This is a genomic window from Paenibacillus sp. 1001270B_150601_E10, from assembly GCF_015558675.1.
Taxonomy (GTDB): domain Bacteria; phylum Bacillota; class Bacilli; order Paenibacillales; family Paenibacillaceae; genus Paenibacillus_B.
In genome coordinates this window covers 93,258-115,196 of sequence record NZ_JADMOL010000005.1, presented here as the reverse complement: position 1 = coordinate 115,196, position 21,939 = coordinate 93,258, and the positions used below count along the sequence as shown (strand labels likewise).

The window sequence follows — 21,939 nt, the reverse complement described above, 5'->3', positions numbered from 1 at the left end:
GAAGACAAGACGGACGCGCTATTTCATTATTTTGCGGGGAACGGTTCAAGGTCTTCAAAGACACGTGCCCCCGCATCTTTCACTTTGTCCAGGAATGACTTGGCTTCTTTCGGGCTCTTAATGATTACAATTTTGGCATGATCGGAATGCTCGCTCAGCTTGTTCATAATGCTGGGTCTTTTATCTCTTCGGTAATTCCATCCTAGCTTGATGAAGGGCCAATCCAACGATTCGGGGCAGCCCTCATTGAGATCTGGTCTTGTTTTGCCGTGGTACTGAATTCTTCTTTTAATGACGCGATACGTGGTGACCCAAGGGGACAGATCAAAAAAGACGATGACATCGGCTGCCTGCAAACGAATATCCAAAGTACGGCCGTAATAGCCATCAATGATCCATTCTTCCTTTTGAACGAGCTGCTGGTTGAATTCAACCCATTCATCGTGGGGAGTTTGAACCCAGCCCGGCTGCCAAAAGTACAAGTCGAGATGATAGATGGGAATTTGAAGAAGCTCGCCAAGCTGTCGAGAAAAGGTGGATTTCCCGGCACCGCTTGAACCAATGACGATCAGTTTCATGTGTATGTATCCTCCTGGCTACCATAGTTGGCCTTCGCCCAGATCCAGATAAATATCCGCTCTTTCAAATGTTTCGCGATTCTGTTTCGCATTGTCGGAATGGAATCTTGCCATAACAGTCAAGCCCAGTGAATCACTGCGGAAAGGAGCTTGCCGTATGCCTCCAACCAGAACAGCCTCAGAAATAGGCTCCCAACCACCCCGTGTATAGAAGGGCACTAGAGCAGGCTTGCATCTGAAAATACTAAGATCAGGGCTGCTTCTATCCATAAAGGAACAGGCCTCTTTAATCATCCTTAAACCGAAGTGGGATGTGTATCAGGGTTGTCAGGCCAGGGGACATCGTCACCGTTATGTTCGAAGGCTTGAGGCCATTCTTGTTGCATCATTGATAGAATTTGAACCTTATCCGGTTGAGAAGATATAATCTCAATCAGTTTAACACATTCATATGAGCTTATCAGAAACATCGAAAAAGGATATTTACTGTACTTTTCCAAATCAAACATTAAATCTCCTAATATGCGATAAAAAAGATGGAATATGGAAGAAATATCATTTTGTTTCGGAAACTATTCCGTTATCATAGATAAAAAAAGACATAGAAAAAGAGGGGATTCTGTGAGAAAGAGTTTGATACGCACTGCCATTCTATCCACTTCACTTCTGATGGTGGCTTTTGGCATGTCTGCATGCAGCAGTAATACGAGCAGCTCAGCTTCAGCTGACACTTCTGCACTAGAAAAAAAGATTGCGGAACTAGAGAAAGAGAACAAGGAGCTGAAGGCGCAGCTTGAAGGCGTTGAGGGCCATGGTGCAACAGATAGTAGCAATGAAGGGGTTAAAGAAGAGCCGGTAAAAGAAACCGCAGCAGACCCATCACCAATACTTGAAGCAAATAAGGCTGTAACTGTAGATAAATATGCAGAAGTTACCTTGCTGGGTGCAAAGTTTAAGAAGAAGGTAGAGCCGCCTAATCCAGATAGCTTCTATACGTATTATGAGGTGAAAGAGAACGATAATATTTATTTGGACACTGTGATTAAAGTTAAGAGCTTGCTGACGATTGGAAAGAGTGCGGATGAGTTCGTGTCAGTAGACGTGCTCTATGATGGCCAGTATGAGTATGGCACGTTCTCTACGATTGAAGATCGTGGAGGAGCAGACTTTACATATACGAATATTACGCGTATAGAGCCGCTGAAATCGGGTGTCATTCACTTCCTGGCAGAGGTTCCAGAAGAAATCAGTAAAGACGGTAAACCTGTTCTAATTAAAGTGAATATTAACGATCAAGAATATACCTTCCAAGTGAAATAATATATCGCAGTATATTTGAGTTAAGAAAGCAGTCCTCATACTAGAGGGCTGCTTTTCTTGTATACAATGATTTACTTCAATTTGTATTCTTTTTCTACACCGTTGTTAAACTTCACTTCAAGCTCGAATTCCTCATAGCGGTTATCCAACTTAAATGCAGCCACTACCTGTTCAGCTACTTGCTGCTTTGTCGAATTCGCGTCAAAGGTTAGCTGATTAAGCTTTGCTTCCACCTGCTTGATGGCTTCGCTTCCTTTGATCTTAGTATCTTGATCGTGACGCTCATCCTTGATCTTGGCTTCCAGCTTGTTGCCTTTGCGTTGATACTCAACTTCATAGGTACCATGATCGTATTCCACCTCAAGATCGAATTCCATAAAGCGAGTGCTGCTGACCGCAGCTTGATTCTGGCTGCTGTTGCTGCCAGATTGGCTGGATTCTTGCTGATTGCTGCTGTTATTCAGATGCTGTCCAGACTCGTGAATGGATGCTGTTCCAAAATGAGCGCTTGTATGGTTTGGATTGTGCACCAATACCAGCTTGAGCTGCAGGACATCCTTGTAAGCGAGCTTCTTTAGCATGCTTTGCAGCTTCTTGGACTCGTTTTGTGCCGCTTTCGTGATAAGGCTGGCATCAGATGAAGGATATCCCTGAGCGGTCCAAGTGCTCTCTTGCTTTAGCTTGCTGATCATGTCATTCACAGTGGAAGTCGACAGCTTCACGCCTGTTAGATCAAAGAGCTGCTGTTGATCGAACGTCAACACTGTTTTATAGTTGTTCTCGTATAGGACGGAAGAGCTTGTTTTATGAACAGCTTGGCTCTCACGTTCGATGGAAGATTGCGAATGCGAAGCAGTAGGGAACAGCGCCACAGAGCCCGCAATCGCAATGATGCTCGTAATTGCGATCGTCTTCGTGATCGGATTCATAACGGTCATTCCTTTCTTTTTATGTATTCGTATACATACGTCACCTTATCATAGGCACTCTGTTTACTATTGCTCCATATATGACGTTTTTTTGAATAGTGAACGGATTTGTGTCTGTTTTTATTTACAAACAACATTGTTTGTTGTAAAATATTAAAATTTTTCTTTTGCAAGATAATGAAAAGGAAATAATCACAGCATTCCATACGCTTCATGGGCAGGATGATGCAAGATGCATCATGGCGCCTGTGAGGCTTTTTTTATATGGGAAAGGAAAAAATTAACGAATCGCGGCAGATTACATATGTAATCACTTACATAATATTATATATAAATAATTACATATGTAAATATTGACGCTTACGTTAACAAGGAGTATCGTATGAAGAGCATCAAGAACGGGGTGAAGGCAATGAAGACCTACAAGATCGAAGAGGTGATGCGCGAAACAGGGTTAACGAAGCGCACGCTTCGCTATTATGAGGAGCTTGGTATTATCCAGCCTCCTGATCGGAGTGAAGGGAATATTCGCTTGTACTCGGATGCGGATATTCGTCGGATTCGGTTACTGATCGAAGCCAAAGAGGTGCTCGGCTTCTCGCTCGCAGAACTTAAACAGTTTGTGGACTGGAGAGAGCACATTAGTGATGAGCATAGGAAGCAAGGGAAAGTAGAACAAGAGTCCTTGCTTACTGCTGAGGAGATGCTCATGAACCAGCTTCAGCAGCTTGAGAACAAGATGAAGCGCATGGAGGAATTCAAGGGCTACATTGAGGAGCTTCTTGAAACGGTTCGTGACCATCTCAAGAATGAAGAGGGGGAAACCAATGTATGTTAACAGAAGCACAAAAAAGCAGGGGTAGAAAAATCACAATCTTCGCCACATTCCTGGCATTCATGGGAATCGGAATTGTAGACCCGCTGCTGCCTATTATTGCTGAACAACTCGGAGCCAACCATGCACAGGTTGAGATGCTGTTTACGGCATATATTTTTACGATGGCGATTATGATGCTCCCTGTCGGGATGCTTGTATCAAAAGTAGGGGACAAACGAATGATGGTCATTGGGATGGCGATCGTTACCGTCTTTGCACTGCTGTGCGGCTTCTCCAATTCCATCTTGGAGCTGTCCCTATTCCGTGCGGGCTGGGGCCTAGGCAACTCGATGTTCTTTGCGACAGCGATGACGCTTCTGATCTCCTTGTCACCAACGGTATCTGGGGCAGTCGGCGCTTATGAGGCCGCGATTGGCCTTGGTATGGCAGGCGGACCGCTCGTTGGCGGACTGCTCAGCAGCTCCTGGCGCTATCCATTTATGATGACCGGCGTATTGATCTTTATTGCCTTCATCCTTGTTCTATCCCTGGTCAAAACACCGGAGATTCACCACAAAGGCGTGAAGCGTAAGGCAGCAGGATTCAAAGAGCTTGCCCATCTTCTCTCCTACAAGCCATTCTTGCGCGGGGCGATTGCAGGAATGCTGTACAACTACGGCTTCTTTGTCATCTTGGCTTATTCGCCGCTCGTGATTAAATTGACCGCAATTCAGCTTGGGCTTGTCTTCTTCGGCTGGGGCTTGCTGCTGGCATTTGGCTCTGCAAAGCTAGCTCATGCTCTGGAGACGAAGTATACGCCTGAGCAAATCTTGAAGTTCAGCTTGTTCGGCTTTGCCATTATCATTTTCTTATTGTTCTTCCTGCACAATACAGCGATTCAGATTACGCTTGTTGTCTTGTCCGGCCTTCTGTGCGGCTTGAACAACGCGCTCTTTACAAGCCATGTGATGGGCGTATCCCCTTATGAGCGCGGAATTACTTCAGGGGTATACAACTTCGTACGCTGGCTTGGTGCGGCGATTGCACCACTGTTGTCCGGTGTGATTGGCGGAGCGATCAGCCCATTCGCGCCTTATGGCGTTGCGGGCATTCTGCTTGTGATTGCAGGCGGCTTAATGTTTATTCGCGTGAAGCATACGTTGACTTCACACGCCGCACAAACGCAAGAAGCCGCTTCTTCAACAGGGGCGACAGTCTAGTATCCAACTGCTGAACGATGGACGGCATGAGTGAAGATGAGCGGACAATGATTCAGGTTTAACAGGGAATAAAATTTAACAGGGTGAAAGATCTTGAGTACAGGAAGAGAGGATGCTCTTCCATACTCAGGGTCTTTTTTTGTTTGGGGTTTACTCAAAGGGATATGGAACAGCGATTCGGTTAAAACAATGACATTCCAGTCTGGAAGGTTTTAACGTTCATTGTGGCAACAAATTTGTGAAACTATTCACTAAAATATCGACTTCTTTTCGCTATAGTAGAGATAAAGGGGCAAATCCGCCATTTATACAATATACAAACATGGGGTGGCTGACATGAGATATTCCATTGGAGAGTTTGCATCCATAACCGGTGTGACAGCGGACACGCTGCGATTATATGAAAAGCACAATATCCTTCGTCCGTTAAAGGATGATCACAACAAATACCGGTACTTTCATGATTTGGATGCTCGAAACCTGCTGATGAGCCGATGGTATCGCAGCATGATGATACCGCTTCATGATGTATCTTCCCTCATAAACGGAGGAACCATGCAGCAGGCGCTTGGCAAGCTAGAAGAATCCAAGCACAATCTACAGGAACAGCTACGAAAGAGCACGCTGCTCTTAAATAAGATTAATGAGATTCATACGGAAATTGAGCAAATTCGCAATCGGCTGCGGGAGTGCCAGATCAAGTCTGTGCCCGGACGATACCGTCTCAAGCAGACCGATCAGAATCGTTTATTAAAGGAGCATGCCTTGAAGCAGTTGGTGAATGAGTGGATGGACTTGCTGCCTTTTACGTTCTTTTGCTTTCGCATTGAGAATTGGCTCGAGGTCTTGAACCAAAAGGAATTGCAGTACAGCTGGGGGGTGTCGCTAACGGAGGACGACATGAGGGCATTAGAGGTCGAAGAGAATGATTATATGGAGTATTTGCCCCCGGCAACATGCCTTACTTCCGTCATATATGTTTCGGAGAAGGAGCCGTTCGGTGTGTCATGCTTTCAATTTATGCTGGATGAGATCAAAGCAGCAGGACATCTTATGAACGGGGACATTACAGGCAAGATTCTGCTTAATGAATATACGGAGGAGCGAGGTTCTTATCTGGAAGTCAATATTCCGATACAACCCGCTGTTGCCTAGACATTCGATACGAAGATCAAAGTCGTTTTTTACATGACTTTGATCTTTTTTTCACATAATCGTCATTGACCTTGGAGCTGCACCAAGGTTTACCCTGATCTTAACGCCTGCAAGGACGAAGCCAGCAGGCACCACAAACCAGATACAGGGGGAACACACCATGAAACGGAAACCAGGATTCAAGTTTCTCATGATCTCGCTATGCCTTGTGCTGATGGTATCCATGTTCAGCGGATGCAGCAGCGATAGCACGAAGCAGGATGCAGCTAACCAGCAAACCGAGCAGAATCAGACATCGAAGGAGCAGGATACAGCGGATTCGCCTTCGGCGGAGTTAACCTTTAAGCCAGGCACCTATACGGGAGAAGCGAAGGGGAAAGAAGGAGCCTTGAAGCTTGAGGTGACATTTACGGAGCATGAGATAGCCGACATTAAGGTCGTGAGCCAGGGAGAAACAGCGGGCATAGGAGATGCGGCAATTGAGTCGCTGAAGGAACAGATTCTCTCCGGCCAGACGCTTGCTGTAGATGCGGTCAGCGGTGCCTCTCAAACGAGCGAGGGCTTAATAGCAGCGGTAGAAGATGCGGTCAGTCAAGCTGGCGGCGATGTCGAGGCGCTTAAGAATCGAGCGGTGAAGAAGGAGAACGAGGGCAAAGTGGAGCAGCTTGAAGCCGATGTCGTCGTCGTAGGTGCAGGCGCATCAGGCGTCTCAGCGGCTGTATCTGCTGCGGATCAAGGAGCTAAGGTCATTCTGATAGAGAAGACCGCGACGATCGGAGGAGCAAGCAATCTGTCGTGGGCAGGAAAATTCTATAATTCTTCTGCATCTATCAGTGACGGCTTAAAGGTAGAAGTGGAAAAAGAAATCGCAGAATGGATCTACAACAATCACTGGCGTGTGGATGCGGCTGCAATTCGCCAGTATGTCACTCAATCCGGAGAAACCTATGACTGGCTCGCCAAGAAGGGCTACCAAACGACTTTTCTAAACTTTGCGGGAGAGCCGCTTCATGTGCTGCCGTCTTATGAGGACCGTCAGCCGCTGCTTCGTGCGATGCTCCATGCTTCTGTAGAGCAGAACGGGGGACAAGTGATTACAGAGACAACAGCGAAGGAGCTCATCACGAACGAGAGCGGAGCAGTTACAGGCGTGATTGCGGAGCAGTCGGATGGGACGAAGCTGAATATTGCCGCGAAGACAGTCGTCATGGCGACAGGTGGTTATGCAGCGAATAAAGAGATGGTTAAGGAAGCCTTCGGCTTTGAAGGCGTCAACGGCGGGCTTGGTCAAAATATCGGCGAGGGTCTAAAAATGGCATGGGCAGCAGGAGCTAAAGTGCCTGACAACTTCGGCGGTCAGATGCTCCATCAGACGCTTGCAAGAGCAACAGACAAGCTGAAGGAACAGTATTCAGCCTTCGAGGCGAGCTATCCCTTGATGCTGACGTACTTGCCGAACTTTATGAATGTAGGCCCTTCTGGCGCACGATTCCGTGATGAGGCGGCGACGCTTGAAGCTGTAGCGGCAGCGAATACAAGTGCCTTCAATGGTCCGCATCACTTGGTCATTGTCTCTCAATCCCAGCTTGATGCGCTGACGAAGAAAGGAATGAACGGGGTTCATGCGCCAAAGCTGCCAGGCATGCCGCCGGAATTCTATGCTGCATTCCAAGAGCAATTCAAGCTGGATACGCCATGGACGAATGCACAGCAAATTTTCGACAAGATGGTGGAGAATGGAGACGGTTATAAAGGCAATACCATCGAGGAGCTGGCGAAAAACGCGGGTATGGACGTAGAGGTATTCAGTAAAGCCTATAACAACTATCAGGCTGCGATCAAAAACGGAGTTGATACCGAATTTGGTAAAGCGAAGGAGTACTTGGAGCCTATGAGCGGAAATGGTCCGTATTATGCGATTATTGCAGAGGTAAATAACCTTGGCTCTGTCGGCGGACTGCTTGTGAATACCGAATTCCAAGTGCTCAATGATCAGCGTGTGCCGGTCAAAGGACTGTACGCGGTCGGCTTGGAGTCAGAAGGCGTATTGTTTAATGATACGTATGTCGGAAATGGCGTCGGCATTGGCTATTCCTTTACCTCGGGACGCCTTGGCGGAGAGAGGGCTGCTAGTGAAGCGTTAACTGCAAAGTAATGTATGAAGTAGATGATTGACATGAGCTCAAGCAAGCTTGAACCAAGAGATCATGAACGGGCTGCTGATGAGTAAAAATAAGCCAAGCTGGATGAGGGGCGGGCATTGCTCCCTTACAGCTTGGCTTCTATTTATACGTTATGTTGCGCTGCACCTGTTTGTCTATTTACGAGAAAGGACAAGCCAGGATTAGCCCATAATATTGTAGCCGGAGTCCACGTACACGATCTCGCCTGTGACGCCGCGGGACAAATGGCTCATCATGGCAAGGGTCATGTCGCCAACCTCTTCTTGCGTAACGTTGCGCTTCAATGGAGATTCCTCTTCGATCACATGCAGGATGCGATTGAAGGAAGGAACGCCTTTTGCAGCAAGTGTCTTGATGGCGCCAGCAGAGATCGCGTTCACGCGAATGTTGTATTTGCCAAGGTCAGAGGCGAGGTAGCGAACGGATGCTTCAAGCGAAGCCTTCGCGATGCCCATGACGTTATAGCCCTCAACCACGCGCTCCGCACCGAGGTAGCTCATCGTAATGATCGATCCGCCCTCTGTCATATATGGCTTAGCCGCCTTTGCAACAGCGATCAAGGAATACGCGCTTGTATCTTGAGCGAATGCAAAGCCTTCTCTTGATGTGTCGATGAAGTCACTCTTTAGATCCTCTGCATGAGCGAATGCAATGGAGTGAACAACGCCATGGATCGTGCCCACTTCTTGCCCGATCTTCGTGAATGCCTCCAGGATGCTCTCATCGCTGTTGATGTCGCATGGGATCACTAGCTTAGCATTGAAGTTGTTTGCTTCAATCAGTTTCTCAAGCTTTGCGAGAGAACGCTCCTTGCGATATGTAAAGATGAGGTTTGCGCCTGCTTGAATAAGCGACTTTGCAACACCCCATGCCAGGCTGCGCTCATTGGCAACACCCATGACAACAATATTTTTATCTCTTAGCTTAAGCAAATCTTCCATGAGATCCTCCTTAGGGGATTAGAATACATCGTGTATAAAACAGTCATTCATCATTATGGTTAATATCTGCTCTTAGCAGCTGATACCAAATTAGAGTATATCATACTTGAAATGGTTTGAAACTATATTTCCATATTCAGGGAGAATGTATGACCTAATCGGTATAGGTGCTTACCTATGCGAGGTACGCATCTGCAGTGCTGCGGAAGGAGGCGTCCTGCCTATTTCCAATGCTTCTCGATAAATTCATCCCGCCCCGAGACGGCACGATCCTGCTTATAGTGCTCCGGCTCCTTGCGGTAGTAGTCCTGATGGTAATCCTCAGCAGGGTAAAAAGGAGCAGCATCCCGAATAGGCGTCACGATCGGTTTATCGAATCGTCCGCTCTGTACGAGAGCTTCCTTCGATGCCTCGGCAAGATGGCGCTGCTCATCGGTATGAACGAAGATCGCAGTCGTGTACGACTCCCCGCGATCTTGGAATTGGCCGCCAGCATCCGTAGGATCAATCTGTGCCCAGTACAGCTCTAGCATCTGCTCATAAGAGATGAGCGATGGATCATACGTAATTTGCACGGCCTCAAGATGGCCTGTCGTTTGGGTTTTCACCTGCTCATAGGTGGGATTCTCCACATGTCCGCCCGTATAGCCGGAGATGACGGCATGAACGCCATCCCATTGGTCGAAGGGCTTGACCATGCACCAGAAGCAGCCGCCCGCGAATGTAGCGAGCTGAAGGTGTGAAGCCTGTGATTGCTGAGAGGTCATGATGAACCCTCCTTATCGTCGATATTTTCTATATACTAGCAGCTTATCACGCATTGTGTTGCTAGTGTACTGCGTTTGCCTGACATTGTGAAGAGCCTAGCTTCTGTAATGGCGGGGCTTATCCTATTCATTAAGAAGGTTTTCTATTGATTATGCCTCGTATAACCAACCCTAGCAGAGCTGTGACTTCCTCCATTGACGCGAAAGAAGCACATTCGTTACGGTATGGGGTGGTATGCCACTGCATGCACAACGCGTCATTTGACGCTATAAGATAGGAAGTTAAGCTGATGAAAACCATTGTAGCGGCAATCAATGCCAAGTATATACACACCGCGTTATCCCTTCGATTGTTGAAGGCATACGCCCAAGATACGTTTGAGATCGAGATGGCAGAGTATACCGTGAAGGACCCTGCGCTTCATATCGTAACGGATTTATATAATCGCAAGCCCGATGTGGTAGGCTTCTCGTGCTACATTTGGAACATTGAAGAGACACTAAACTGCGTATCCTTGTTGAAAAAGGTGCTGCCCGACGTCCGCATCATTCTTGGCGGTCCAGAGGTATCGTTTGACCCTGAGCACTTTATGAGTCGCGAACATGGAATCGATGTCATCGTCATGGGGGAAGGGGAGGCTGCCTTCAAGGCGATTCTTGCAGCCTATTCGGAAGATGGGGTGCTTCATCATATATCGGGCATTGCTTGGCGAGGATATGAGTATGCCACAGAAGGGCAGACTGAGAAAGTAGAACGCATATACGTTCAGCCTCAAACGGATAAGATTGCACTGGATGCGCTCCCTTCCCCTTATCGTTTGGAGGAGGATGTGCAGGATATTAGCAAGCGCATCGTTTATTTTGAAACGAGCCGTGGCTGCCCGTTCAACTGCCAATTTTGCTTATCGAGCACAGAGGTAGGCGTGCGCTATTTTGACAAAGAGCAGGTGAAGGCAGATCTTCTCTACCTTATCCAGCACGGAGCAAGAACGATCAAGTTTTTGGATCGTACCTTTAATATTAATCGGGAATATGCGCTCGACATCTTCCAGTTCCTGATCGACAATCACAACGGCTGTGTGTTCCAATTCGAGATTACCGCGGATATTATGCGGCCAGAGGTGCTTGCATTTTTAAATGAGCATGCGCCAAAAGGCATCTTCCGCTTCGAGATTGGCGTCCAGTCGACGAATGAGGAGACGATGCGGCTTGTGAAGCGGAGACAGAACTGGGACAAGCTTTGCCGAACCGTGAATCTGGTGAAGGAGGGCGGGAAGATCGATCAGCATCTCGATCTGATTGCAGGCCTTCCGGGGGAGGACTATGACTCCTTCCGCCGCACGTTCAATGATGTGTTTGCGCTTCGCCCGGAAGAGTTGCAGCTAGGCTTCCTGAAGCTGCTGCGAGGAACCGGACTGCGGCGAGATGCCGAGCTTTACCATTATCAATACATGGAGAACGCGCCCTATGAGATGCTGTCCAATGATGCGCTTTCCTTTGGCGATGTGGTAAGAATTAAGCAGACAGAAGATATTTTGGAGAAGTACTGGAATGACCATCGTACCGATCTCACGATTGAGATGCTGCTAGCGCTAGTCTTTGACACACCGTGGGACTTCTTTCATTCCTTCGGAACGTATTGGGCATCGCAGGGATGGTCAAGGATTGGGCACCAGCTTGCCGACTTATTTGTTCGGCTGGATCAATTCCTCGCTGCGGAGAAGGCACACGGCCTGAGTTCGATTCGCGGCATGATGCAACTGGATTACCTGCTTCAGCACAATCACAAGCCGCGTACGATCTGGTGGGAAGCGATGCCGAAGCAAGTCGTAAGCGAGTGGCTGTCTCGTGCTTCAGCACTGTCCTCTGCACAAGATCATACATTCAGAACCATGGAATGGACTGAGGGATATTTGCACAAGCATGCCATGGTTCATCGGCTTCCGTTTGACCTGAAGCTGTGGTTAGAGGATAGGAAGCTTATTGACAGCAAGGATACAATGGTAATGGTATTATTCGGAGATGCGGCTGATAAGGCAAAGGAGCATGGAATCAGCCGCTGGATGATCATCGATTAATCATTAGGTGCCGCTAAAAAAAGGAGGATGCATGAATGGAAGAACGCAAAGTATCCTGGCTCGAGCTGTTCTTTGATCTGGTTTTCGTTGCAGCTATATCCTCCACGAATCACCTGCTGCTCACGATCGGGGCGAATCCTGACAAATCACTCGTTTATTTTTTCGAATATTTGCTGATGGTTACGCCCATGTGGTGGGCATGGGTCGGGCAGACGATGTTCTTCAATCGTTTTGGGCTTGTCCTTCCTCGACCACAGGGCTATATGCTAGCACAGATGATGCTTCTGATAATCATGACAGCGAGTTTTAACTTGGACTTTGATGAGACGTATTATACGTTCCTCATTGCTTATCTCGGCATCCGCGGGATTACGATCATAGAATACTTTAGCGTATCGCGTGCTGTTTGCCCTCAAGAAGAGAAGGAAGTAGCGGGACTGCTCGGGCGTTTATTCTTAGTAGGCTTTTGCTTGTCGCTTCCGTCCTTGTTCTTTAGCGGCTGGCTGCGTTATCTGATTATGTATATCGGAATTGCGGTCGATATTGCGCTTCCACTAGTGAAAAAAGAGCGATTGAAGCGCATGCCTGTCGATCTGCCGCATCTGGCGGAGCGCTTTGGACTGTTGGTTATCATTGCCCTTGGGGAAATCATTGTGTCTATTATCAGTATTTTAAGCACAGATACGACGAATCTGAAGACGCTTATGTTCAGTATAGTTGCCTTTCTTATCGTATGTCTGATGTGGTGGGGCTACTACGAAGGCTATGAGAAGGTTATGAGCAAGGAAAAGCGCACGAATGGCCAAATTCTGCTGTATGGGCACTATTTTATCATGCTTGCCATTATGCTTCTTGCCGCAGATATTCACCTGATCTATGAGGGGCATGCCAGCTATATGCTTGAGGTCAATCTGTTATTCGGAGCTGCTGCCATGTTCTATATGGCGAAGCATAGTGTACTTGTATACCACAAGAAAGATGAGGTTCGCTTTGGTTACTGGAAAAGCATTTGGCTGCTGATCGGCACGCTCATCGCATATGCTACGATTGTGTGGTTTATGCTGCCGCTGTACACGGCACTTGGGTGGGTGATGCTGTTTCTTCTCTTGGATGCTGTATTGCATAAGCATAATAACGGAAAGCGTCCGTAAAGGCTTGCAGCACCTCTAGACTTTTTTTGCAGTATCCAGCAGTATCCTAATCTCCATACAGGCTTCATCGAAATGGCAATCGGCTCAAACGATAAAGTTCGGGCTGATTGTCTTTTTTTCTTCATATTTATCAATCACTCCTTCCTATAGCAAGAAGAATTTGAAGCTTTAAAAAGAGATGAGTTTAGCAGTAGGGGCATGCTCTTATTTTGATAGACGAATAGATAAGGAGATAGCGCATGAAGGGTGTTCAATGACGTCTTCTGTCTCATTGTTTAAATGGAGTTTACATTGCTCTTGTACGATAAAATCAATTCAAACAAGAGATAGGAATAAAGGAGTGGAAGATATGGATGCATATCCTCATGTTGAAGAAACCAAAGGCTCCCTTGGCAATTGGCGCAAATTTGTCCGCTTGATCCAAGAAACGAAGCCTTCTAAGGCGCTGCTGCTTACTGCTTTGCTCTTAAGCATTGGTGCCACGGTTGTATCATTAATTATCCCGATGTTTACAAAGGGCTTGGTGGACGGCTTTACGATGTCCTCATTGAAGTCCTCTCAGATTGTATCTTTGGGTATTGCCTTTGTGGTGCAGACGATCGCGAGCGGCGTATCGATTTATTTGTTGAATGTGATCGGGCAAAGGGTCGTCGCAAGCCTAAGGGATCGCTTGTGGAGAAAGATGCTCGTGCTTCCGGTTCCCTTCTATGATCAGAACCGGACAGGAGAGACGATTAGCCGGATTACGAATGATACAGGCATTGTCAAAAACCTGATCACCGAGCATCTGATTGCGTTTGTATCAGGGATATTGTCCGTTATTGGTTCTATGGTCATCCTCTTCATGCTGGATTGGCAGATGACCTTGATCATGCTGACCGTGATTCCGGTATCGGCGCTTGTGCTTGTTCCGCTTGGCAAGCAAATGTTCAAGATCTCGAAAGGCTTGCAGGATGAGACAGCTTCCTTCACAGGAAAGCTGACGCAGGTGCTGTCCGAGATTCGACTGGTCAAATCCTCGAATGCTGAGCAGCGTGAATATGAGAATGGCGCAAAGGGCATCTCGAATCTGCTTGCCTTTGGCATTCGTGAAGGCAAGGTGCAGGCGATGATTCAACCGCTTATGTCCTTTGTCCTGATGCTTTTGCTTGTCATCATCGTCGGCTTTGGCGGCATGCGCGTCTCCTCAGGAGCGATGTCTGCTGGTGATCTGGTCGCCTATATCCTCTATTTGATTCAGATTGTCATTCCGATGAGTCAGCTGTCGATGTTTTTCACACAAGTGCAGAAGGCCATAGGGGCAACGGAGCATCTAATGACCATTCTTGATACGGAAGAGGAAGATCATTCGAAGCAGGCGAAGGTAAAGGAAGGCAGCCTGCCGATGACCGTAGATCACGTGAACTTTGCCTATGAAAAGGGGCAGGAAGCGATACTTAAAGATGTTCATTTTCACATTCCTGCGGGCAAGGTTACTGCTATTGTAGGGCCAAGCGGCGGCGGCAAGACGACACTGTTCTCCTTGTTCGAGCGCTACTATGAGCCAACGCAAGGCTCCATTCGACTTGGCGATGAGCGTATTGATTCCTACTCCTTGCAATCCTGGCGCAGTCAGATTGGATACGTCTCACAGGAGAGTCCGTTGATGGACGGAACAATTCGGGATAATATATGCTATGGCATGAATCGGGAAGTAAGCGAAGAGGAGCTTAAGCTTGCAACGAAGATGGCGTATGCCGATATCTTTATCGATGACATGCCGCAAGGCTATGATACAGAGGTAGGGGAGCGCGGCGTGAAGCTGTCTGGCGGACAGCGGCAGCGGATTGCGATTGCGCGGGCGCTGCTTCGTGATCCGAAGATTCTGATGCTCGATGAGGCCACTTCAAGCCTCGACAGCAAGTCGGAGATCGTGGTGCAGGATGCGCTGCAGAACCTAATGAAAGGCCGCACGACGTTAGTGATTGCACATCGACTGTCTACAGTCGTTGATGCGGATCAGATCGTGTTTATTGAAAAAGGGAAAGTAACTGGTATCGGCTCTCATGAGCTGCTATTCGAAGAGCATGAGATGTATCGCGAGTTCGCCATGCAGCAGCTTCGCATTCAAGAGCAAGGACTGCGCAATGTAGAGGCGCTTCCTATGGAGCCCGATCAAGAAGATCAGCATCAAGAAGAGCAGGAAGCGTTTGAGCAAAAGCCACTATTTTTAAGAAAGCAGCAGTCGATGTAAGCTATAGCAAGCAGAAATGCAGGCTTTCAATACCAGAAAAGACTGCAGGATGCGTTCGTGAATAGTAAGGGCACTTTGATTGGATTGCAGATCCTAATGTACGTTTCGGGATGAATCAGATCCTTGTGCCCGCCTATGCAACACGGGAAGGAGGAGGCTAAGCTTGGTTAATCTATTGATTGCAGACGACGATCCCCATATCAGGGAGCTTGTGCGCGTATTTATGCAGCAGCAGGGATACCACGTAGAAGAGGCAGAGGATGGACGTGAGGCATTGTCCCTGCTTGAAGAGAAGAAGATTGATCTGATGATCGTGGATATTATGATGCCCAATATGGACGGATGGGAGCTGACGAAGGAGCTGCGGCAATATTACGATCTACCGGTGCTGATGCTGACAGCGAAGGGGGAGACCTCGCAGAAGATAAAGGGATTCAATCTAGGCGCGGATGATTATCTGGTTAAGCCCTTTGATCCTATGGAGCTCGTCGTGCGTGTTCGGGCATTGCTTCGCCGTTACCAGATTACGGTCTCCAATACGGTGCAGTTTGGCTGGCTACTGCTGGATCACAATACGTATGAGGTCTTGATAGGGGAAACGCGTCTTACGCTGCCAAGAAAGGAATTTGAGCTTCTATTCAAGCTTGGTAGCACGCCAGGCAAGACCTTCTCCCGTGAGCAGCTGATTGAGGATATCTGGGGGCATGACTTCGAAGGCAATGAGCGAACCTTGGATGTGCATATTAATCGCCTTCGAGACCGATTCGACGAGCAACTGCATGGCTTTCGCATTAAGACGATACGAGGCTTGGGTTATCGTCTTGAGGTATGCATATGAGGGAGCGCCAAGGTAGACATCCTGAAAGCCCCCCAACAAGTCGTCATTCAGCAAAAAAGATATCCAAGACGAGGAGATATCTAAAGCATACCCTTGACACGTTAATGCTGCTTCTCGTTCTAGTCGGAGTGTGGATTGCTGCATATTATACGCTGCAGTTCATTCTATCACGTACAGAGTGGGAGCTGTCCGGTCTCGCGTTATTTCTTGTTCAATCAGGCACAGCTACGGTCTACGGGGCTATTGTCCTTACCATCTTTATCTTATTTGCTTGGAGAAAGATGAATTATGCACTGACCCAGATTATCGATGCCCTTCGCCGAATCTCCAAAGGGGAATTCAATGTCATGATCGATACCGAGGATAGGATCGACGGTGAATATGACAAAATCATTGCAGGCATTAATGATATGGCTGTGGGGCTGCAGGAGATGGAGCAGATGCGTCAGGAGTTCATCTCGAACGTATCCCATGAGATACAGTCTCCGTTAACCTCGATTCGAGGCTTTGCCTTGGCTCTTCAAGAGGAGGAGTTGACTGAGAAGGAGCGCAAGCACTATTTGCAAATTATAGAGACAGAGACGATTCGGCTTTCGAAGCTAAGCGACAATCTGCTGAAGCTGACGTCCTTGGAATCGGAGCATCATGTCATGGCCGTCAATACGTACCGATTGGATGAGCAGATCAAGCAGGTGGTGCTTGCTTCGGAATCGCTGTGGGGTTCCAAAAATATTGAGCTTGAATTGTCCCTCTCCCATGCTACCATTACTGCGGATGAGGATGCGCTGAGCCAGGTATGGACGAATCTGATCCATAACGCGATCAAATTTGCCAAGGAGGAAGGCCATATTTGTATCGCAATGAAGCTTGAGGCTGACGTCATCCAGATCAGCATTGCAGATGATGGGATCGGGATTGCAGAGGAGCATCTTCCGCATGTGTTCGAGCGGTTCTATAAGGCGGATGCTTCCCGAAATCGAAAGCTAGGCGGCAACGGACTTGGTTTGTCCATTGTCAAAAAAATTGTGGAGTTGCATCGAGGTAAGGTTCAGGTTGAAAGCCAGCTTGGGGCCGGTTCTGTGTTTATCGTCCAGCTTCCTTATCAATGTGAAGTAAAGGCTGCAGTAGATGCACAAGATTCTTCTTCATAAAAAGGGATATGGCAAGATCATAAATGGTGGCTACGACGCTTGTTCACCTGTTTTTATCTGATCCATAAATAAAACAAAGCCCCCGAGCGAGGACAGGCAAGCTGTAATCGAACGCTCGAGGGCTTATTTGTTTAGAGATACCCTTATCTAATAACTGCTGTAATGTTCTGCCTATTCCTAACGAATGCGACCTGTTCTTATCACGATTAGGAATCATGACATTGCGTAAGCAACTTAGAATAGGGCACATTCATTGTCATGGGATGGCTTATGCATTCTCCACGATAGTGTTGTACGTTGTACGGTCTGTATGCTTCACCAGTTGAACAAGAAGCTCTTTCGCTGCATCGATATCATCGGTATGCACGATAGATGCTGGAGTATGGATGTAGCGGCCTACAACACCGATGATGGTGGAAGGCACGCCTTTACCGCTAAGGTGAATTTGACCAGCATCCGTACCGCCTGGCGATACAAAGTATTGGTACGGGATCTTATGCGTATCCGCAATATCTTGAACGAACTCAACAAGTCCGCGATGTGTGATCATCGTTGGGTCATAGATGCGCAGCAATGCGCCTTTACCCAAGTGTCCGAAGGAATTGCGGTCACCTGTCATATCGTTTGCCGCGCTGCAATCCAGACCATAGAAGATGTCTGGCTGGATCAGGTTAGCTGCTGTGCGCGCGCCGCGCAAGCCGACTTCTTCCTGAACCGTTGCGCCGGAGAATAGAATGTTTGGAAGCTTCACTTGATCCTTGTGGATTTCCTTCAACAGCTCAATAGCAAGTCCAACGCCGTAGCGGTTGTCCCATGCCTTCGCCATGATTTTCTTTGGGTTCACAAGCGGAGTGAACGGACATACCGGAACGATCTGTTGACCAGGGCGAACGCCAGCAGCCTCAGCTTCTTCGCGGCTGTCCGCGCCGATATCGATGTACATGACTTTTGGATCAACGGGCTTGTTGGCCGTTGCTTCATCCAATAGATGTTTTGGAATAGAGCCCACAACGCCTGTAATGCGTCCTTTTGGCGTGATGACTTCCACTTGCTGAGCAAGAATGACTTGTCCCCACCAGCCGCCAAGGGTATTGAACTTAATCATCCCGTTGTCGGTAATTTGCGTTGTCATAAATCCGACTTCATCCAAGTGTCCGGATACCATGACACGAGGGCCGTTTTCGTCGCCGCGAACGACACCGAATACGCCGCCTAGGGCGTCATGAATGATTTCATCTGTGTATTTGGAGATCTCTCCCTTAACTAAGGCGCGAAGCTCACGCTCGAAGCCTGGTGCAGCTGGGAATTCAGTTAAGGTGCGAAATAGTTCGAGTGTTTCCTGTTGCATAGGAAGAACCCCTTTCATTCAGTACATGGAATATATGGTTAGTATGAACCTATTGCAAATGCATTGCAAGCCAAACGAAGGCCAGAAAAGGGGATTGCGAGCAGAGCAAAGTCACCAATCCCTGTCATGGTTATCCGCGTCTAGAGACTTGGAAAAGGCAAGGAGAGTGTGCTCTTACTGCAGTCTTTTCTGACCTCGATCATCATTTGTGTTGCGGCTTTTTATCGCTGATTGATAAAGGCGTCGATGCGAGCCATTACATCATTTGTAAGAGCTGCAAGTCGTTCTTTGGCATCATCAAGCGAGTTCCCTTTTACCGCAAAGTACATCTTGATCTTCGGCTCTGTTCCAGACGGACGAAGACAGAACCAGCTTCCATCCTCGAGGTGGAACTTCAATACATTTTCCTTTGGAAGATCGTACAGGCCTTGAGAGAAGTCCTCGGTCTTCACGATGATCGTACCGCCTGTTGTATCCGGAGCATTGTCACGCCATTCGTTCATGATGCCCTGAATGATCTCAACGCCCTCCATGCCCTTCAGCGTACGGGTCTCTAGCCCTTCCAGATAGTAGCCATGCTGACGATACAACTGCTCTAACACTTCATTTAGCGTCAAGCCTTTGGATTTGTAATAAGCGCCTGCCTCCGCAATAAGCATAGCCGCGATAACGGCATCCTTGTCGCGCGCATAGTTGCCGGCAAGGTAGCCGTAGCTTTCTTCGTAGCCAAAAATGAATGTATGCTCATGGGTTTGATCGAACTGCGTCATCTTCTCGCCGATGTACTTGAACCCTGTCAGCGTGTTCATCACCGTCATGCCAAAGGATTCCGCGATGCTTGCGCCGAGCTCGCTCGTTACGATCGTCTTGATGACGGCGCCATTGGCAGGAAGCGTTCCTTTTTCCTTCATGGAATCAAGCATGTAGTGCACCATAATGGCACCTGCCTGGTTGCCGGTCAGCACCACATATTCGCCCTGCGCATTTTTAACGACGGCACCCATGCGATCGGCATCTGGATCGGTTCCCATAATGAGATCGGCATCCCAAGCTTTGCCTTGTTCAATCGCAATGGCAAAGGCGCTGCGCTCCTCAGGGTTTGGCGACTTCACCGTAGGGAAGCTTCCGTCTGGCTGCTCCTGCTCAGGCACAATGCGCACCTGCTTGAAGCCTACACGGTCAAGTACCTTGCGCACAGGGATGTTTCCAGATCCGTGAAGCGGGGTATACAGCACGCGGAAGTTATCGCTCGATGCTTGAATGACTTCCGGATGCTGGCTGACAGCAGCGACTGCGCTGATATAAGCTTCGTCCAGCTCCTCGCCAAGCCATACAAGAAGACCCTTCTCTTCGGCTTCTTGCTGACTGATCTTCTTAATCTCGGCCAGCGAAGAAATATCCTGAATGCCTTTAATGACGCGGCTGGCCGTCTCAGGCGTGATTTGTCCGCCATCGGCACCGTATACTTTGTAGCCGTTGTATTCAGGCGGATTATGGCTCGCTGTAACCACGATCCCTGCATTGGCGTTCAAATGACGAACAGCGAAGCTCAGCTCTGGCGTTGGACGCAGGCTGTTGAACAAGTACGCTTTCACGCCGTTTGCAGCAAGTACGAGTGCTGCTTCCAGCGCAAATTCAGGCGAGAAGTGGCGAGAGTCGTACGCAATAGCTGCAGAAGGGGCAGTATCTGTACTTTTTAAAAATAAAGCCAAGCCTTGTGTAGCTTTTCCAACCGTATGTATATTCATGCGATTCGTTCCAGCACCGATGACGCCGCGTAGTCCGCCTGTACCGAACTTTAGATCGGTGTAGAAGCGATCTGCAATTTCCTTTTCCTGTCCTGAGATCGCTTGCAGCTCTTCCTTAAGGGAAGGGTCAACGAGCGGATCATTCAACCACAGTTCATATACCTCGTGGGCACGTTTTTCAAGAGTCACGGATAATTCCTCCTTTTGTTCGTCCAGCTTCCATTCATACATGGACTATTGTACGCGATATGAATTCAATCTGCATATGACAAATCAATGCCCTTGACTATTATAAGCATGTACGCTGCTCATAATGACCAAGGAGCAAGGATAACCAGCGTTTAAATGCGATTAGGTCAATTATGCTTTCATTATTTCGGGATTTTGGTGCGATGGCCATGGTTGATTGCTCATTCACTTTGCTTAAGGGCAGGAATTCATGGAGGAGCAAGGCAAGGCTGCATGCTGCAATAGCCATCTTTACAAGATACCTCCTATTAGATAAATCAAACAAAATATGGAATATACGTATTGTATCATAGGAATGGCCATCTTACATCCCATGATTATACCGGGAAGGAAAAAGAAAAGAGCGATCTCCCTGCGGGGAAGATCACTCTTTCATTTCGATATGCTGTGCTTATGGCAAATCAATAAGCATGAAGTGGGAATCCTCGTTCGATGTAATCACGATGTCTGCTGCATCCGTAATTCTTGCGTCATCCCGGCGATTCAATACCGTACCATCATTCAAGCTTAGCTGCCCTTCCAGAACAAAGATGTATGTGGAGCGTTCAGGATTCTGTTTGAAGGTAAGGGTATGCCCCTTTTCAGGTTTGCTCAGGTATAAGGTAAGATCCTGATGAATGCTTGCTGTATGCGATTCCTTAGGTTCTGCTGATACGACAGGCAGAAGCGCATTGCGCAAATTATCGAGACCGTATGTGATGGTTTCGTATGAAGGTTCGATATCCTTGCTTGTCGGGAAGAACCATAATTGAAGGAAGTTCAGCGTCTTTTCAAACGATGCATTATACTCGCTGTGATATATTCCTGTACCTGCACTCATGCGCTGGATCTGTCCAGGCACGATAACCTCTGTATGGCCGGTGCTGTCTTTGTGCTCCAACTCCCCGGCGAGCGGGATCGAGACGATTTCCATCTCGCGGTGAGGATGAAGATCAAAGCCCGTAGCTGGAGCCAGGAAATCATCATTTAAGACGCGCATATAGCTGAAATACATGTTCTCTGGATCATAATAATCCGAAAAGGTATAGCTGTGATAAGACTTCAGCCAGCCATGATTGGCAAAATATCTATCGTCTGCTTTACGCACGACGGTGTTCATCGTAGTCATTGTTGCATCCTCCTTGTTCGTCTAAAGCAACCGCTGCTGCTATGATGCATAATGCTGTGAATGAGGTGTGCTCTTATCATACCAGACTGCTGGCCGTTCATTGAGTGGATTTCAATTCATTTCAT

Annotated in this window: 18 protein-coding genes and 1 pseudogene; 10 read left to right on the top strand and 9 right to left on the bottom strand. The window is 47.8% G+C overall.

Annotation, left to right across the window (positions count from 1 at the left end; translation table 11 throughout):
* Positions 1-26 precede the first annotated feature (26 nt).
* Together I2H74_RS13725 and I2H74_RS24675 are read right to left on the bottom strand one after the other, a co-directional pair.
* A complete protein-coding gene (locus I2H74_RS13725) occupies positions 27-578 on the bottom strand; it encodes a DNA topology modulation protein (RefSeq protein ID WP_195574561.1) in 552 nt (183 codons plus the stop codon).
* Between the two features lie 18 nt (positions 579-596).
* Positions 597-848 (bottom strand): hypothetical protein, encoded by a 252-nt coding sequence (locus tag I2H74_RS24675; protein WP_229106660.1) that lies wholly within the window; start codon positions 846-848, stop codon positions 597-599.
* A 351-nt stretch (positions 849-1,199) separates the two neighbouring features.
* Here I2H74_RS24675 and I2H74_RS13715 point away from each other — a divergent pair, with 351 nt between their 5' ends.
* Entirely contained in the window at positions 1,200-1,898 is a 699-nt protein-coding gene (locus I2H74_RS13715) for a hypothetical protein (protein ID WP_324254072.1), read from the top strand.
* Between the two features lie 71 nt (positions 1,899-1,969).
* Here the strand turns inward: I2H74_RS13715 and I2H74_RS13710 are convergent, their stop codons facing one another.
* Positions 1,970-2,827 (bottom strand): YusW family protein, encoded by an 858-nt coding sequence (locus I2H74_RS13710; RefSeq protein ID WP_229106659.1) that lies wholly within the window; start codon positions 2,825-2,827, stop codon positions 1,970-1,972.
* Positions 2,828-3,209: 382 nt separating this feature from the next.
* Here I2H74_RS13710 and I2H74_RS13705 point away from each other — a divergent pair, with 382 nt between their 5' ends.
* From I2H74_RS13705 to I2H74_RS13690, 4 genes are all read left to right on the top strand, one after another.
* A complete protein-coding gene (locus tag I2H74_RS13705) occupies positions 3,210-3,665 on the top strand; it encodes a MerR family transcriptional regulator (protein ID WP_195574556.1) in 456 nt (151 codons plus the stop codon).
* Positions 3,659-4,864 (top strand): MFS transporter, encoded by a 1,206-nt coding sequence (locus tag I2H74_RS13700; RefSeq protein WP_195574555.1) that lies wholly within the window; start codon positions 3,659-3,661, stop codon positions 4,862-4,864. Before I2H74_RS13705 ends, I2H74_RS13700 begins: the two co-directional genes overlap by 7 nt.
* A gap of 336 nt (positions 4,865-5,200) precedes the next feature.
* Complete coding sequence (locus I2H74_RS13695) at positions 5,201-6,019, top strand: MerR family transcriptional regulator (protein ID WP_195574553.1); 819 nt, start codon at positions 5,201-5,203, stop codon at positions 6,017-6,019.
* A gap of 160 nt (positions 6,020-6,179) precedes the next feature.
* A complete protein-coding gene (locus I2H74_RS13690) occupies positions 6,180-8,174 on the top strand; it encodes an FAD-dependent oxidoreductase (protein ID WP_195574551.1) in 1,995 nt (664 codons plus the stop codon).
* A 189-nt stretch (positions 8,175-8,363) separates the two neighbouring features.
* On the opposite strand, the gene fabI is transcribed toward I2H74_RS13690, so the two are convergent.
* Both fabI and msrA read right to left on the bottom strand, forming a co-directional pair.
* Positions 8,364-9,143: an enoyl-ACP reductase FabI gene (gene fabI, locus I2H74_RS13685; protein WP_324254071.1), complete on the bottom strand. Its 780-nt coding sequence runs from the start codon at positions 9,141-9,143 to the stop codon at positions 8,364-8,366.
* A 221-nt stretch (positions 9,144-9,364) separates the two neighbouring features.
* Positions 9,365-9,910 (bottom strand): peptide-methionine (S)-S-oxide reductase MsrA, encoded by a 546-nt coding sequence (msrA, locus tag I2H74_RS13680; protein WP_195574549.1) that lies wholly within the window; start codon positions 9,908-9,910, stop codon positions 9,365-9,367.
* Between the two features lie 290 nt (positions 9,911-10,200).
* Here msrA and I2H74_RS13675 point away from each other — a divergent pair, with 290 nt between their 5' ends.
* The 5 genes and pseudogenes from I2H74_RS13675 to I2H74_RS13655 all read left to right on the top strand — a co-directional run bounded on the left by I2H74_RS13675 (position 10,201) and on the right by I2H74_RS13655 (position 17,361).
* Positions 10,201-11,988, top strand: coding sequence for a B12-binding domain-containing radical SAM protein (locus tag I2H74_RS13675; protein ID WP_195574547.1), 1,788 nt, complete (start codon positions 10,201-10,203; stop codon positions 11,986-11,988).
* A 35-nt stretch (positions 11,989-12,023) separates the two neighbouring features.
* Positions 12,024-13,139, top strand: coding sequence for a low temperature requirement protein A (locus tag I2H74_RS13670; RefSeq protein WP_195574545.1), 1,116 nt, complete (start codon positions 12,024-12,026; stop codon positions 13,137-13,139).
* Between the two features lie 349 nt (positions 13,140-13,488).
* Positions 13,489-15,261: pseudogene (locus tag I2H74_RS13665) on the top strand (ABC transporter ATP-binding protein); the annotation flags it as partial.
* Positions 15,262-15,535: 274 nt separating this feature from the next.
* Positions 15,536-16,210, top strand: a complete 675-nt coding sequence (locus I2H74_RS13660) for a response regulator transcription factor (RefSeq protein WP_195574541.1) — start codon at positions 15,536-15,538, stop codon at positions 16,208-16,210.
* Positions 16,207-17,361, top strand: a complete 1,155-nt coding sequence (locus tag I2H74_RS13655; protein ID WP_229106658.1) for a sensor histidine kinase — start codon at positions 16,207-16,209, stop codon at positions 17,359-17,361. Before I2H74_RS13660 ends, I2H74_RS13655 begins: the two co-directional genes overlap by 4 nt.
* Before the next feature lie 268 nt (positions 17,362-17,629).
* On the opposite strand, the gene I2H74_RS13650 is transcribed toward I2H74_RS13655, so the two are convergent.
* From I2H74_RS13650 to I2H74_RS13635, 4 genes are all read right to left on the bottom strand, one after another.
* Positions 17,630-18,709: a M42 family metallopeptidase gene (locus I2H74_RS13650; RefSeq protein WP_195574538.1), complete on the bottom strand. Its 1,080-nt coding sequence runs from the start codon at positions 18,707-18,709 to the stop codon at positions 17,630-17,632.
* 221 nt (positions 18,710-18,930) lie between these two features.
* A complete protein-coding gene (locus I2H74_RS13645) occupies positions 18,931-20,688 on the bottom strand; it encodes a phospho-sugar mutase (protein ID WP_195574536.1) in 1,758 nt (585 codons plus the stop codon).
* Between the two features lie 58 nt (positions 20,689-20,746).
* Complete coding sequence (locus I2H74_RS13640) at positions 20,747-20,935, bottom strand: hypothetical protein (protein ID WP_195574535.1); 189 nt, start codon at positions 20,933-20,935, stop codon at positions 20,747-20,749.
* Positions 20,936-21,097: 162 nt separating this feature from the next.
* Positions 21,098-21,814 (bottom strand): pirin family protein, encoded by a 717-nt coding sequence (locus I2H74_RS13635; RefSeq protein WP_229106657.1) that lies wholly within the window; start codon positions 21,812-21,814, stop codon positions 21,098-21,100.
* Positions 21,815-21,939: the final 125 nt, after the last annotated feature.

Coding starts and splice junctions, on each gene's coding strand:
- I2H74_RS13635 (WP_229106657.1), bottom strand. CDS start 21,814: ATGACTACGATGAACACCGTCGTGCGTAAAGCAGACGATAGATATTTT.
- I2H74_RS13655 (WP_229106658.1), top strand. CDS start 16,207: ATGAGGGAGCGCCAAGGTAGACATCCTGAAAGCCCCCCAACAAGTCGT.
- I2H74_RS13650 (WP_195574538.1), bottom strand. CDS start 18,709: ATGCAACAGGAAACACTCGAACTATTTCGCACCTTAACTGAATTCCCA.
- I2H74_RS13690 (WP_195574551.1), top strand. CDS start 6,180: ATGAAACGGAAACCAGGATTCAAGTTTCTCATGATCTCGCTATGCCTT.
- I2H74_RS13675 (WP_195574547.1), top strand. CDS start 10,201: ATGAAAACCATTGTAGCGGCAATCAATGCCAAGTATATACACACCGCG.
- I2H74_RS13695 (WP_195574553.1), top strand. CDS start 5,201: ATGAGATATTCCATTGGAGAGTTTGCATCCATAACCGGTGTGACAGCG.
- I2H74_RS13645 (WP_195574536.1), bottom strand. CDS start 20,688: ATGTATGAATGGAAGCTGGACGAACAAAAGGAGGAATTATCCGTGACT.
- I2H74_RS13670 (WP_195574545.1), top strand. CDS start 12,024: ATGGAAGAACGCAAAGTATCCTGGCTCGAGCTGTTCTTTGATCTGGTT.
- I2H74_RS13640 (WP_195574535.1), bottom strand. CDS start 20,935: ATGGCTATTGCAGCATGCAGCCTTGCCTTGCTCCTCCATGAATTCCTG.
- msrA (WP_195574549.1), bottom strand. CDS start 9,910: ATGACCTCTCAGCAATCACAGGCTTCACACCTTCAGCTCGCTACATTC.
- fabI (WP_324254071.1), bottom strand. CDS start 9,143: ATGGAAGATTTGCTTAAGCTAAGAGATAAAAATATTGTTGTCATGGGT.
- I2H74_RS13705 (WP_195574556.1), top strand. CDS start 3,210: ATGAAGAGCATCAAGAACGGGGTGAAGGCAATGAAGACCTACAAGATC.
- I2H74_RS13725 (WP_195574561.1), bottom strand. CDS start 578: ATGAAACTGATCGTCATTGGTTCAAGCGGTGCCGGGAAATCCACCTTT.
- I2H74_RS24675 (WP_229106660.1), bottom strand. CDS start 848: ATGGATAGAAGCAGCCCTGATCTTAGTATTTTCAGATGCAAGCCTGCT.
- I2H74_RS13700 (WP_195574555.1), top strand. CDS start 3,659: ATGTTAACAGAAGCACAAAAAAGCAGGGGTAGAAAAATCACAATCTTC.
- I2H74_RS13710 (WP_229106659.1), bottom strand. CDS start 2,827: ATGAATCCGATCACGAAGACGATCGCAATTACGAGCATCATTGCGATT.